This window comes from Maribacter aquimaris (genome assembly GCF_014596745.1).
Taxonomy (GTDB): domain Bacteria; phylum Bacteroidota; class Bacteroidia; order Flavobacteriales; family Flavobacteriaceae; genus Maribacter_A; species Maribacter_A aquimaris.
In genome coordinates, this window is record NZ_JABTCF010000012.1 from 42,134 (window position 1) to 55,514 (window position 13,381).

The 13,381-nt window shown below is 41.2% G+C and carries 12 protein-coding genes; 4 read left to right on the forward strand and 8 right to left on the reverse strand.

Translation table 11 applies throughout. The features are described from left to right. Positions 1 to 47: 47 nt before the first annotated feature. From HPE56_RS16605 to HPE56_RS16630, 6 genes are all read right to left on the reverse strand, one after another. Positions 48 to 914, reverse strand: coding sequence for a tetratricopeptide repeat protein (locus tag HPE56_RS16605; protein WP_188244878.1), 867 nt, complete (start codon positions 912 to 914; stop codon positions 48 to 50). Position 915: 1 nt separating this feature from the next. After that, positions 916 to 1,968, reverse strand: coding sequence for a VWA domain-containing protein (locus HPE56_RS16610; RefSeq protein WP_188244879.1), 1,053 nt, complete (start codon positions 1,966 to 1,968; stop codon positions 916 to 918). Positions 1,969 to 1,971: 3 nt separating this feature from the next. After that, complete coding sequence (locus tag HPE56_RS16615) at positions 1,972 to 2,970, reverse strand: vWA domain-containing protein (protein WP_188244880.1); 999 nt, start codon at positions 2,968 to 2,970, stop codon at positions 1,972 to 1,974. Next, positions 2,971 to 4,632, reverse strand: coding sequence for a hypothetical protein (locus HPE56_RS16620; RefSeq protein ID WP_223170354.1), 1,662 nt, complete (start codon positions 4,630 to 4,632; stop codon positions 2,971 to 2,973). Continuing rightward, positions 4,632 to 5,498 (reverse strand): DUF58 domain-containing protein, encoded by an 867-nt coding sequence (locus HPE56_RS16625; protein ID WP_188244881.1) that lies wholly within the window; start codon positions 5,496 to 5,498, stop codon positions 4,632 to 4,634. Before HPE56_RS16625 ends, HPE56_RS16620 begins: the two co-directional genes overlap by 1 nt. 89 nt (positions 5,499 to 5,587) lie before the next feature. After that, positions 5,588 to 6,589, reverse strand: a complete 1,002-nt coding sequence (locus HPE56_RS16630; RefSeq protein ID WP_188244882.1) for an AAA family ATPase — start codon at positions 6,587 to 6,589, stop codon at positions 5,588 to 5,590. Between the two features lie 160 nt (positions 6,590 to 6,749). Between HPE56_RS16630 and HPE56_RS16635 the strand changes: the two genes are divergently transcribed. From HPE56_RS16635 to HPE56_RS16650, 4 genes are all read left to right on the forward strand, one after another. Beyond that, on the forward strand, positions 6,750 to 7,625 hold the full coding sequence (locus tag HPE56_RS16635; RefSeq protein WP_188244883.1) for an aldo/keto reductase: 876 nt from the start codon (positions 6,750 to 6,752) through the stop codon (positions 7,623 to 7,625). 11 nt (positions 7,626 to 7,636) lie between these two features. Further along, positions 7,637 to 8,392 carry an SDR family NAD(P)-dependent oxidoreductase gene (locus HPE56_RS16640; RefSeq protein WP_188244884.1) on the forward strand — a complete coding sequence of 252 codons (756 nt, stop codon included), beginning with the start codon at positions 7,637 to 7,639 and terminating at the stop codon, positions 8,390 to 8,392. 76 nt (positions 8,393 to 8,468) lie between these two features. After that, entirely contained in the window at positions 8,469 to 9,605 is a 1,137-nt protein-coding gene (locus HPE56_RS16645) for an ATP-binding protein (protein ID WP_188244885.1), read from the forward strand. Positions 9,606 to 9,876: 271 nt separating this feature from the next. Further along, positions 9,877 to 10,386, forward strand: coding sequence for a DUF3124 domain-containing protein (locus HPE56_RS16650; protein ID WP_188244886.1), 510 nt, complete (start codon positions 9,877 to 9,879; stop codon positions 10,384 to 10,386). Between the two features lie 82 nt (positions 10,387 to 10,468). Here the strand turns inward: HPE56_RS16650 and HPE56_RS16655 are convergent, their stop codons facing one another. Further along, complete coding sequence (locus HPE56_RS16655) at positions 10,469 to 12,403, reverse strand: amylosucrase (protein WP_188244887.1); 1,935 nt, start codon at positions 12,401 to 12,403, stop codon at positions 10,469 to 10,471. Continuing rightward, positions 12,403 to 13,350, reverse strand: a complete 948-nt coding sequence (locus HPE56_RS16660; RefSeq protein ID WP_188244888.1) for a carbohydrate kinase family protein — start codon at positions 13,348 to 13,350, stop codon at positions 12,403 to 12,405. The genes HPE56_RS16655 and HPE56_RS16660 overlap by 1 nt, the downstream gene beginning before the upstream one ends. Positions 13,351 to 13,381 lie beyond the last annotated feature (31 nt).

Genomic DNA, 13,381 nt, shown 5'->3' on the forward strand with positions numbered 1-13,381 from the left:
GAACAAGAGAGGAAACAATGATATGAAATGTTTAAAATCGCTGTACATTACCAATCTTTTTCATTTTTAACTTTAGCACCTTTGACCTTTTTGGCATCAATCTTTTCCTGCACTTTCTTTTCTTCGTTCTGCATGGCCTCTAACAGATTCTGGATCTGCTGTTTGGAAAGTTGATTAGGTCTTGGTTGTTGTTGCTGTTCTTGGGGCTTATCTCCTTGTTCGGGCTTTTTCTGTTCTTCTTTTTTCTCGTCGCCTTCACCTTCCTTATTATCCTCCTTCTTTTCGTCTTCTTTATCCCCTTTGTCTTCTTGATCCTTCTTATCGCTATCGTCTTTGTCCTTCTGGTCTTCCTTATTATCCCCGTCGTTCTTTTGATCCTGGTCTTTATCGTCTTTTTGGTCCTTATTATCTTTATTGTCCTTGTTTTCGTCGTTCTTTTGCTGCTCGTCCTGCTGTTTTTTCAATAATTCTTTAGCAAGGGCTAGATTATAACGGGTTTCTTCATCCTTAGGGTTATTGCGTAAGGCCTCTTTATACGCCTCAACGGCTTTCTCATATTCCTTCTGCTTCATAAAGACATTCCCCATGTTATGGTAGGCCTTGTGCTTCTCTTCCTTGGCCGTTGCCTTCTCGCCCGCTTGCTTAAAACGCCCAAAGGCTTCTGTATAGCTTTCTTTGTTATAATAGGCATTGCCTAAATTATAGGGGGCGACGGTATTCTCGTCACTTTTTGAAATTGCTTTACGGTAATCCACTTCAGCAGCGACAAAGTCATCCTCTGCAAGGTCCTTATTCGCTTCCCAAGTGAGGTTGGTAGACTCGATTCGTGCCTTCTCCTTTAGTTTTTCCTCTTGTTCTTCCTGTGCAAAAGATATAAAGGCCACAAAAAACAATATGAATGCGATTTTTTTCATCTTATGCTGCTTCTTTATGGTTTTCGTTGAAAAGATTCAATTTTTGAAGCCATTTGGTTTTTCTGTCCAATACAAAAATGTCTAAAAATAGGAATAAGATTGCCCCTCCTAAAAACCATTGGAATTGATCTTTGTATTCTGAAAATTGTTTGGCTTCAAACTCGGTCTTATCCATTTCCAAAAGAATATCCTTAATACGCTCAACGGCCTTTGCTGTATTGGTTCCATCAATATACTCACCATCACCATCATTCGCTATTTCCTGTAAAACGGTTTCATTGAGTTTGGTGATCACGACTTCACCTCGGGAATCTTTTTTAAGGCTTTCGACAATCCCATTTTTTTTGATGGGAATAGGCGCACCTTTGCTTTTGCCAACACCGATGGTGTAAATACGAATACCTGCTTCAACGGCCTCGTCAACCGCTTTTGAGGTGGTGCCTTCGGAATGGTCTTCCCCATCGGATATAATGAACAGTACCCGATTGGTTTGCTCTTCATCATCGTAATAGGTTGTGGCCAAATCCAGGGCCTCATTTATGGCTGTACCTTGTGAAGTGAGCATGTCGGTGTTCATATTCTGCAAGAACATTTTTGCAGCACCGTAATCCGTCGTAATGGGTAATTGGGGGTAGGCTTGTCCTGCATAAGCGATTATGCCAATTCGGTCACTGGCCAATTGGTTGATGATTTCCGAAACCAAGCGTTTCGCTTTTTCCAAACGGTTAGGGGCAATGTCTTCGGCCAACATACTTTTAGAAACATCCACGGCAAATACAATGTCGACGCCCTCGCGTTTTACGGTTTCCAATTTCGTTCCGATTTTCGGATTCACCAAAGCCAAGGTTAAAAAAGTAATTCCCAAAAGGAAAAACAACAGTTTCAAAACGGATTTAAAATTGGATTTTTCCGGGGTCAATCTTTTAAGCAGGGTGGATTCGGCAAATTTTTTCTGGGTCCGTTTTTTCCATATTTGAAGAAAAATGAACAGAACCACGATAACCGGGATTATCGCAAGAAGGTAGAAATATATTTTTTCGTCGAATTGAATCATAATCTATATAAAACTTCTGAATAAGGTATTTCGGAGCAACCATTCGAACAATAGTAAAGCACCTGCCAAGAATACCCAGGAACGAAATCTTTCGTCGTATTTGTAATACTTGAATTCCTCTATTTCAGTTTTTTCCAATTTATTTATTTCTTCATAAATGGCTTCCAATTTTTCATTATCGGTAGCTCTAAAGTATTGTCCCCCTGTTGCTTTTGCGATGTCTTGCAATAGCTGTTCGTCAATTTCAACCTGTCGCATGCCATATCTGAATGAGCCATCGGCATTGTAGGCGATGGGCGAAAGGGCATTGCCATTGGTTCCCAGGCCGATCGTGTATGTTTTGATGCCGTATTCCACGGCTAGGTCTGCAGCTGTTTGTGGTTCGATAAAGCCGGAATTATTCACACCATCGGTCAGGAGAATGATTATTTTACTGATTGCCTTGCTTTCTTTTAACCGGTTTACAGAAGTCGCCAATCCCATACCAATGGCCGTACCATCATTTAACTGTCCATAGGTAATTTCACGTAGCGCATTAAGCACAATGGATTTGTCACTGGTGATAGGGGTTTTGGTATACGCTTCCCCGGCATAGGCGACAAGACCTATTCTGTCGTTGGGTCGTTCTTTGATAAAATCCGCGGCGACTTCTTTTAGGGCGGATAATCGATTGGGTTTCAAATCGCGGGCCAACATACTCGAAGAAACATCGATTGCCATTACAATGTCGATTCCTTTGGTGGTTTTGGTACGGGTTGAGATATCCTCGGTCTGTGGTCGGGCCATCGCAACAATAATAGCGGCCAAGGCCAATAATCGAAATACGAACAACAACGGTTTTAACTTAGGGAGCAGACCACTATTGGAAAACCCTTTTATACTCGAAATCTTAAGGGATGGCGTTAATTCCCTGCGCTTAAAAAAATACCATAGGATAGCCAGTGGTAGCAATAAAAGCAACCAAAAGAACTCTGGATTCGCAAATGATATATTATCTAACATTTATACTTCAGTTTTAACTTCTACGGTACTTAATACCCGATTAATGATTTCTTCCGCATAGGTATCCCCATCTTGCCAGGTTAGTAAGACCTGTTGTTGGAATCCTTTGCCACCAAAACTGAGAATGGCATATTTTCCTTTCACCAGTTCTTCGGAATCTGGGACCTTGAATTTGGCACTACCATAGGTTTTTAGGCCCTTAACCCCTGAAACAGTTACGAATTCCTCTTGTTTTGTGATTATATTTTTAGCTCCTTTTGCTTCAAAATTACGCAAGAGTTGATCTATGGTTTTTTCGAAATCAGGTTCTACCGGCTGGGTAAAAGTCGTCGAGGTCGTTGCCAAGGTCAACAAGGATTTATCTTCCCTAAAAATGAATGTTTGAAGGTCTTTTATGTTGGCTTTGGCCTCAGCAGGGATTTCCACTTCCTGGCGTACCAATACTTCCGGGGACTCCAAGCTTATGGGTGGATATCCATAGGAACTTGCGACCCATTCGTTGTCCAATAAAAGTTTGGAGGGGTGTCCGGTAATGGTATCCCAAACCTTGACAGGGCCATAATATCCGATTAGTGCAATACCCGTAATCAAAAGCAGGCCTATGGCGGTAGTTCCTGCAATTACCCATTTTTTCTTTTCGTGTTTGCGGGCCAATTCATTTTGATATTCTTCTTGCGCCATCAGTTCTTCCATAGTTGGTTCCGGAATGGCCTCGTGCGTTTTTACCACAATATGCTCAACAACCTTTCTATCTTGCAGTGCTACATTGGTCGGTGGTTTTGACTTGGCGAATTTTACCAAATCGGCAGTCCTTAAAATGTTCTTGAACTGGTTGATGGTATCTTTATCGAGTTCAAGTTCCCCGGCATCCTTCAACAGCTCCAATTTGTCGATCAACTCGTCCGTAGTACTTTCCAAGGCTGAAATATTAGCATCTTCATCCAAGTAGGAGCGAACAATATCCGTTAATTGGGAATAATATTCTTTATACTCATCTTGGATCAGGTATTTAGAATTGTCCAATTTTTTCAATTCCAAAAGCGCACGATCATAGGGGGGTAGTTGAGCTACTTTTTCTTCTTCGGTCAAGGGTTTGGCACGAAAAACGAACCAGTATAATAGTCCTGCTACAAGGGCCAAAATGCCTAAAACGATTAAAAGAATTTTCCACCAACCTGAATTTACCTTCTCAACTTGGATCAACGGTTTAATGTCGTACATCTTTTGCGCCGTGGTATCAACCGGCACTGTGGCGACGTTTACGAGCAACGAGTCTGTAAAATATCCTTTTCCGTTGATATCAATACGTTGCGCAGGCAATTTGTATGAACCGGAATCGAATTGTGTTAGGGCATAGGTTTTCAATAGGGTAATCCTGTCCTTTTTACGGGTGGTGTCGGTAGCAAATGCCTCAACGGTCTCTAAGGGTGAAAATGTTTGTCCTTCTGGAAAGATGACCATATCGGTAGAATCGACTTCAACGGTTACCATGAATTTCAGTTGATCACCGATTTTGATAAAGGTCGTGTCTACCGCTGAGGAAATTTTTGGTGTTGTTTGGGCAAACCCAAGACTACCGTAGAATAAAGCGCACAGGAAGAAGCAGCGTACTAAAAAAGCACGCAAAACCCAGATTCGTAATTGGTAATTTTTGACACCCATTAACCTCTTCTTTTAAAATAGCCTAATAGCTTTTTAACGTAACTTTCATCAACCCTGCAATTCAGCACTCCGCATCCTGATTTGGTAAACGACTCCTTAAAATATTTTACCCTTTGACGGTGATGTTCCCCATATGCCATACGAACACTTTTTGATTGGGTGTTGACCAACTGTAATTTGCCGGTTTCCGCATCCTCCATTTGAACCATACCGAGGTTTGGAATATTTTCCTCCCGTTCGTCATAGATTCGAATACCGGTTACATCATGTTTGTTTCCGGTAATTTTAAGGGTCTTAACGTAGTCATCATCAATGAAATCGGAAAGCACAAAGACTATGGCTTTCTTTTTCATGACATTGGTCAGGTATTTCAAGGCTTCGGCAATATTCGTTTTATTGCTTTTGGGTTTAAACTCAAGTAATTCCCTAATGATACGAAGTACGTGTGATTTTCCTTTTTTGGGAGGAATATAAAGTTCAACTTCATCTGAGAACAACAGGAGTCCTACCTTGTCATTGTTTTGCATGGCAGAGAATGCCAACGTAGCCGATATTTCAGTGATAATTTCTTTTTTGAATTGATTGGTGGTACCAAAAAATTCCGAACCACTCACATCTACCATTAACATCATGGTCAGTTCGCGTTCTTCTTCAAAGACCTTTATGTAGGGTTCGTTGTATCGGGCCGTTACATTCCAGTCGATATTACGCACGTCATCCCCGAACTGGTATTGCCTCACCTCACTGAAGGTCATACCACGCCCTTTGAAAGTGGAATGGTATTCCCCTCCAAAAATATGATCGGATAGACGACGTGTCTTAATCTCAATCTTACGAACTTTCTTTAGTAAATCTTTGGTATCCATCTTTTATAACAAACAGTAATAAGTATTCAATAACCGAGTGTAGCCAATGTTCGGAGGAACGATACGGGCCACTGTATACTGCCTACTGTCTATGGTACTTCAACCTCATTGACAATCTTGTTGATGATTTCCTCGGAAGTGATGTTCTCTGCTTCGGCCTCATATGTTAAGCCAATTCGATGTCTAAGTACGTCATGTACGACAGCCCTGACATCCTCAGGAACCACATAGCCCCTACGTTTGATAAAAGCGTAACATTTGGAAGCAATACCGAGATTAATACTTCCACGCGGGGAAGCACCAAAACTGATTAGGGGTTTGAGGTTCTCAAGATTATATTTCTCTGGATAACGGGTAGCAAAAACGATATCCAAAATGTATTTTTCGATTTTCTCATCCATATAGACCTCCCTTACCGCCTTTTGGGCACTTAAGATCTGTTGGGTGGAAATCACGGGATTGACTTTTTCATAAGCACCTAATAGATTTTGGCGCATGATCAGTTGTTCCTCGTTCATTTTGGGGTAGTCGATTACCGTCTTCAACATAAAACGGTCTATTTGCGCTTCGGGTAACGGATAGGTACCTTCCTGCTCTACCGGGTTTTGGGTCGCCATAACCAAGAATGGCTTGTCAAGAATAAAGGTTTCATCACCAATGGTCACCTGTTTTTCCTGCATGGCTTCCAAAAGGGCCGATTGTACTTTTGCCGGGGCCCTGTTTATCTCATCCGCAAGGACGAAATTTGCGAAAATGGGACCTTTTTTAATTGAAAAATCATTTTCTTTTATATTGTAGATCAAGGTACCGACCACATCGGCGGGTAAAAGATCGGGGGTAAACTGAATTCTGCTAAAGCTGCCTTTCACCGCTTTGGCCAAGGTGTTGATGGCAAGGGTCTTCGCTAGTCCCGGAACACCTTCCAACAAAATATGCCCTTGTCCCAACAGACCTATAAGCAATCTTTCGACCATATGCTTTTGGCCAACGATCACTTTGTTCATTTCCAACATCAAGAGGTCTATAAAAGCGCTTTCCTGGGCAATTTTTTCGTTTACTGCGCTAATGTCAATTGAAGTATTTTCTTCCATATATTTTATTGCATTTTTGGATATTGTTCCGATTTGATCTTAACAGTGGTGCAAATTGAAAATTTATTCATAGTAACGCTGTTAATGTATGGTTAAAAATTCATGAAAGCCCTTATTTTTATGAAGTTTTTAAGTGATTTCTTTTTAATTTCACACGCCTATGGCAAACATAACCAAATTTTCGAAAACTATAGCCGGAACCATGACATGGGGAAGATGGGGAAAGCAGCTTGGGAAAGATGAAATGATACGGCTAATAAAGCATTGTTTGGAGGTGGGAATAACCACTTTTGACCATGCCGATATCTATGGGGGTTATACTACCGAAGCCGAATTTGGAAATGCTTTTTCCAAGAGTGGGATTCCCCGTGATGCAATTCAACTCATATCAAAATGTGGCATTCAATTGATATCGGATAATCGTACGTCGATTGTACAGCATTACAACTATTCCAAGGAGCATATAACCAAGTCGGTGGAACACTCGTTAAAGCAGTTGAATACTGAATATTTGGATCTTTTGTTACTTCATAGGCCAAGCCCTTTGATGGATCCAGATGAAATCAATGAAGCAATAATGCGGTTGTTCAAAGAAGGAAAGATACTCGATTATGGGGTATCTAATTTTACACCTACCCAAATAGCCATGTTAGAGGGTGTTCTCCCCTTATCTGCAAATCAAATGGAGTTTTCCCTGACCAATAATTCGGTTATGTACAATGGTGTGTTGGATGATTGTGTTGCCCATAAAAGATTGGCAATGTCCTGGAGTCCCTTAGGGGGTTATTTTAAGGAGGATAATAAAAAGACCCAGCGGATAAGGCTTGCGCTGGAACCCATGATAGAAAAATATAATGCAACAGGGGATCAGCTCTTGTTGGCGTGGATCATGAAACATCCAGCCCATATACATCCTGTGGTAGGCACGACAAATGAGGATCGATTGACCCTAGCCTCCAAAGTCGAGGATATAATTATGGATATCGAGGATTGGTTCATTTTGTTGGAAGCCAGCCATGGGCATCCTGTACCTTAAAATAAAGAACAATGAATAAAACAGTGTTAATAACGGGCGCTACTAGCGGAATAGGGCGTGCAACAGCAAAACTCTTTGCGGCAAACAAATTCAAATTGATTATCTGTGGAAGACGTCAAGATCGTTTACTCGCACTACAACAAGAACTAAGTGGTTTGACCAGTGTACATGTGCTTAATTTTGATGTTCGAAACAGGGGACAGGTAACCGAACAGATCAACGCTTTACCTCCAGCTTTTTCCGATATTGATATCTTGGTGAACAATGCCGGAAATGCCCACGGTTTAGACCCGATTGAGGAAGGTAGTTTGGATGATTGGGATGCCATGATCGATATTAATGTAAAGGGTTTGCTCTATGTGACGAAAGCGATTTTGCCAAAAATGGTGGCTAAAAAAGGCGGACATATCATAAACATCGGCTCTACGGCGGGTAAGGAAGTGTATCCCAAAGGAAATGTCTATTGTGCCAGTAAGCACGCTGTTGATGCCATAAACCAGGGCATGCGAATTGACCTTAATCAGTACGGTATTCGTGTAGGGGCCATAAATCCGGGATTGGTAGAGACCGAATTCAGCCAAGTGCGTTTTAAGGGTGATACCCATAAGGCAGCCAAGGTCTATGAGGGGTTTCAAGCCTTGCGGCCTGAAGATATCGCCGATATCATTCTATTTGTGGTCACCCGACCTTATCATGTGAACATTGCCGATTTGGTGGTAATGCCCACCGCACAGGCCAGCGCTACTATCGTAAATAAAAAAAATTAGTGTCAATCAAGATTGTTTGAAAGAAAAGGTTTGAAATGTAATTTTCATTTATTCGAACTTATAATCCATAATTCCTATGATTAACAAACGCCTCTTGGTAAAAAATCTTCTCGCCCATAATGATGAGAATAGCTTTTACGATAAAAAGCGTTTTATAGCCATTGGACACAAAGAGGGGAAGGCTAAATTCCTGAAACATGTTTGTGCCTTGGCCAACAGCAATCCTACGAACCATTCGTTTATCGTCATTGGGGTAGAGGATGTTGATAATACGATTGTTGGGGTCGATTTTTTCGATGATAGTAAGATACAGAACCTGATCAATGCCTATTTGGATAATCCCCCGTTGATAGCTTATGAGAATATTCCCTTTCCACACCTTCCTGAAGGTAAGGTCGTGGGCTTGGTTACGATAACTTCCAGCGGAAAGGTCTGTTCCTTAAGAAAGAATATCTGGAAATATTATGGTGGTTCGGTTTTTTTCAGGGAAGGCAGTATCAGCATGCCCAAAGCTTATGATATTGAACTAAAGGATATCAATTCGGAGGTTGTTGCTACCATAGAGCTACATGCGCGAAACAATATTGAATTGACCTTGGATGGGGTCATCGATTTCATCAACCATAGACATAAAGACCTGGAAAGCAACTATAAGGTGTTTAAGGAACAATTTGTGGTTTGTTGGGCAGGGCATACCAAAAAAGTAAAGGATAAGACCTATTTCTCACGGGTAGATATTGAGCTGATCAATGAGCAGGTAAGATTGTTCTACTCTACACTTGATGAGGTAAGGGTGGGCTATAATGAAGATAGTTTCACGATTACGGAATATGTGCAGTTAGGACTTGGTAAATCCCATGAATATTATCCTTTGGAAGAGGTGCAGATCATTTTTGAGGAGAATGGTACATATCAGATCCAAAGCCAGATGATCTTTGAGCCCCCAAAGTACGATGCAAAAACATTACACCATATTTTCAATATGAACAAAGCCCTACTTATGAAGTTGGAAAATGGCCAGATGTTGAAACCTACTGAAAAGCATGATTTGGCCCGTTTGCCAGCGACGTATCTTATTTGCTTTTTAAATGGATTCGAGGAGGCCAGACCCTTATTGGAAAGGGCACGACCCCTCTTGAAGAAGACCGATCAGGCTATTTATGGTTCCTTAAAGGAAAGCTTGCGTATTATAAGGAAGGTAAAGTATAATTAAGACCTATATGATTGTTCCAAACGGTATCTTGCGGGAATTTTCATGATAGGTAAGAAGGCAAAAAAAAGAAAAAATAATTGGGATAGGGGAGCATACGATAATTTTAAAATGGCTATCCTCGCAGACGACGAAGATATTTTTTTAACAACGATTCAAATAGTTTGCGCCAAGGCGATACAATAACCCAAAAATATACGTATTTTGTATAGGGTGTTTACAACGATGCTATCGGCGTTGTTGATGTAAAATGGCAATTTTAAAGATAAAGTATATGAAGTCACAATTTGCATTTATTATTGGAATGTTGGTAATGCTAAGTTGCGAAGAACAAAAGGAGCTCAGCTCGATCAATCCTGAAAACTGGTCAAAGAGAACCATTGATATCAGTAAAAAGGACAGTTTGGAATATGGTAAATCCTATTTATCCGTTTATTCACAAATTTATAGTACATCGGAACATAAAACGCATAACCTAACCTCAATGGTGAGTTTGCGTAACACAAGTGATAAGGATACGATTTACATTCTTAAGGCGAATTATTTTGATACCCATGGTACACATGTGAGAACCTATTTTAACACACCGATTTATCTGAGTCCATTGGAAACAGCCGAGATTATCATTGATGAAGTTGATGTTTCGGGGGGTACGGGCTCAAACTTTATTTTTGAATGGAAAGTGACTTTGGGTTCTTCAGAACCCTTATTTGAAGGGGTTATGAATTCGACCATGGGACAACAGGGGTTGTCCTTTACGACGCAGGCTAGGCGTATCGAATAATTGGCGCCGTGGTTGCTTTAAAATAACAAATTGGGAAACACCAATATTCACGAATCGAATAGCCACTAAGCTTAAGGGGGCACTATTTGGTTTTGCCCAACCACAACATTTGATAGGGCATCAATCGTAATGTGCCATCTCGAAAGGTGATTTTTTCTCCCGAAATCAAGTCGGTGGGATTGGCCTTTGATCCATAAGAACCGAGGGTATTTTCGTATATGGCCTGCGGTACTTCATCAAAATTACAAACAACCAGCACCCCATTGTTTTTACCCATAGGTCTTTCATAGATCAGGTAGTGGGGGTTATGGGCTTCATACAGGATTATGTTGTTCCGATCGGAAAATGCAGGATGCTGTTTACGCAATCGGATCAAATGCTGTAATGAATAGAATATTTGGGAATGATGGTTTTTTTGTGCATCGATTTGTGCTATGGTATCCCAATCCTGGTGCGGTCGATTGACCCAACGGCTATCTTCCTTTTTATTGTGGACCTTTAGGTACGAATAATCGTTTAAGGTCCCAATTTCATCTCCTGCATAAATAAGGGGAACACCGCCATAAGAGAGTATAATGCCATGCATCATGATTATTTTGGCTATGGCCTGTTCTATTTTGCTTTGATCCTCCTGTTCAAGGGCTTTTTCCAATCCCAGTAGGGATGCAGCGCTTCCAGTGATCCTACCATCACCTGTTTTCGGATTGTACATGAACATATGTCCCTTGGCAGGGGACCAATCAATTTTCTGGCAGTAATAATCAAGTAGGAACTTGCGATGTGATTTCGCGTTCCAGCCGATTTCATGAATATGGTGGTCTTCAAATCCCAAACCAATATCGTCATGGCACCGAATGTAATTGATCCATGTGGTTTCTTTGGGTTTTTCTGGAAGGGAATGGATGTTTTTATAGAGCAGGACTGCTTTTTTAGTGGCGATGGCGTCCCATAATAAAGCCATTAAGGTGGCATTATAGGCGATTTCACATTCGTTGCCTTTCATTGTTCCCGAACCAAAGTATTTTATGATCTCTTTTGGGGCCACTATGGCCTCTGCCAAGAATATGACCCCTGGTGCGATTACCTGTAGGCACATCCTGAACAGAGAGATCAAGGCATGGGCCTCGGGCAAGTTTTGGGACACTGTACCTAGTTTTTTCCACATAAAGGCAAGAGCATCCAAACGCACAACATCAACACCTAGGTTCGCCAGTTTTATGAGATTGCCCAACATTTCGATAAAGACCTCGGGATTTGAGTAATTAAGGTCCCATTGATATTGGTTAAATACCGTCATAACCCATTTTTTCATTTCGGTATTGAAGGTGAAATTACCCGGAGAGGTCATTGGGAATATTTCGGGAAGCGTTTTTTCAAACTCATCGGGCAAGGTGCGGTCTGGGTATATGTGGTAATAATTTTGGTATTTGGGGTCGCCTGCCATGGCCTTTTTGGCCCAAACATATTCATTGGAGGTATGGTTTGCGACAAAATCGAGCATTAAATACATGTTTTTATCACGCATTTTTTGGGTTAAATCCAAAAGGTCCTCCGTACTGCCGAACCGTGGGTCCACCTCATAATAACTATTAACGGCATAACCCCCATCATTTTCACCCTGGGGTCTAGGGGTAATGGGCATTAAGTGGACGAAATTCACCCCAAGTTTTTCGAAATAGCCCAACTTTTCTTCCAGTCCCTTAAGATCTTTATTAAAATGATCCACATACAATTGCATACCAACAAGCTGTTCGGATTGGTACCAGTTTCCTTCATTGATACGTTGTACGTCCAATACCTTCAGTGGCGATGGTCTTTGCCCAAAAAGGATGGGAAGCGTACGCAATAGTTTCACAAAGGAGTTCTTATGGTCTTTTTCGGTATAAAGTGAAAAAAACAAATCCTTGATCAATGTAAGGTTGGTGGCCAACCGTTGTTCAAAGAGGGCTTCAACATCATTTGCTATGGTCTTTTTGGATTCCGTAGCAAGATATTTGTGAATGGATGCTTGATTCATTAGTTTGCTTGAAGTTGTTCTTGATCTGGCAAGGATGGGATTGCCCCAAAATTAGTCGTGGTTAATGCTCCAGCCTTATTGGCTATTTTGACCATTCCAATCAACAGGTCGATATCTTCAAGTATTTCCTTAGGGTTATGTAGGTTTGCTATTTGTTGTAATAGACAACCGATAAAGGCATCACCGGCTCCTGTAGTGTCCACAGGGTTTACAGGTATGCTTGGAATGGTGTGTTTGGAATTCTCAGTACTTAATAGGGTACCTTCCCCTCCTAAAGTTATGGTGATGACCTTGGTGCCTATTTCGTGTAAGACGGCGCAGCATTCTTCCAAATCGGTCTTACCTGATATGAGTTGGGCCTCTTCAAGACTAAACTTGGATAAATGGGCCTTTTGTATATAAGGCATACATTTTTTTATAAAGATATGTTCATCCCCTTTCCAAAGATCCCCCCGAAAATTAGGGTCAAAACTTATGAAGGCATCTTGTGTTAGGGCATCAAAAAAATAGCGCCCATAGGCAGCTTCCAAATCCCCACCCAGAAGGGCAGTGGCCGCACCAAAATGAACCATGTTGTCTTGAAACGATTTTTTAATGGTAGAATCGTATTTCAGTTTTTTGTCAGCTCCCCGGCTAAACACAAAATCGCGCTCACCATCCTCAGCAATCGAAACAAAGGCAATAGTAGTAAACGATTTTGAACGTTGTGTTAAACTGATATCCACATGGTTGTCTTCCAATACACCAAGTAAAAAAGAACCGAACTGTCCAGGACCTACACAACCGATGAACTTACTTAAACCCCCGAGTTTGGCAATAGCGCAGGCAACATTGGCAGGGGCACCTCCTGGTTTTTTAGTGAACACTTCGGCTTTGGCGAGATCGTTTCCTTGATTTTCGGCAATAAAATCAATTAATAGTTCTCCGATGCAGAATATTTTCTTCATAATGATTAGTGCTGATAGTTACCAAGGTAGT

Excerpts from the sequence above, each read along its gene's own strand:
- HPE56_RS16605 (WP_188244878.1), bottom strand. The coding sequence starts at position 914 with ATGAAAAAAATCGCATTCATATTGTTTTTTGTGGCCTTTATATCTTTT.
- HPE56_RS16610 (WP_188244879.1), bottom strand. The coding sequence starts at position 1,968 with ATGATTCAATTCGACGAAAAAATATATTTCTACCTTCTTGCGATAATC.
- HPE56_RS16615 (WP_188244880.1), bottom strand. The coding sequence starts at position 2,970 with ATGTTAGATAATATATCATTTGCGAATCCAGAGTTCTTTTGGTTGCTT.
- HPE56_RS16620 (WP_223170354.1), bottom strand. The coding sequence starts at position 4,632 with ATGGGTGTCAAAAATTACCAATTACGAATCTGGGTTTTGCGTGCTTTT.
- HPE56_RS16625 (WP_188244881.1), bottom strand. The coding sequence starts at position 5,498 with ATGGATACCAAAGATTTACTAAAGAAAGTTCGTAAGATTGAGATTAAG.
- HPE56_RS16630 (WP_188244882.1), bottom strand. The coding sequence starts at position 6,589 with ATGGAAGAAAATACTTCAATTGACATTAGCGCAGTAAACGAAAAAATT.
- HPE56_RS16635 (WP_188244883.1), top strand. The coding sequence starts at position 6,750 with ATGGCAAACATAACCAAATTTTCGAAAACTATAGCCGGAACCATGACA.
- HPE56_RS16640 (WP_188244884.1), top strand. The coding sequence starts at position 7,637 with ATGAATAAAACAGTGTTAATAACGGGCGCTACTAGCGGAATAGGGCGT.
- HPE56_RS16645 (WP_188244885.1), top strand. The coding sequence starts at position 8,469 with ATGATTAACAAACGCCTCTTGGTAAAAAATCTTCTCGCCCATAATGAT.
- HPE56_RS16650 (WP_188244886.1), top strand. The coding sequence starts at position 9,877 with ATGAAGTCACAATTTGCATTTATTATTGGAATGTTGGTAATGCTAAGT.
- HPE56_RS16655 (WP_188244887.1), bottom strand. The coding sequence starts at position 12,403 with ATGAATCAAGCATCCATTCACAAATATCTTGCTACGGAATCCAAAAAG.
- HPE56_RS16660 (WP_188244888.1), bottom strand. The coding sequence starts at position 13,350 with ATGAAGAAAATATTCTGCATCGGAGAACTATTAATTGATTTTATTGCC.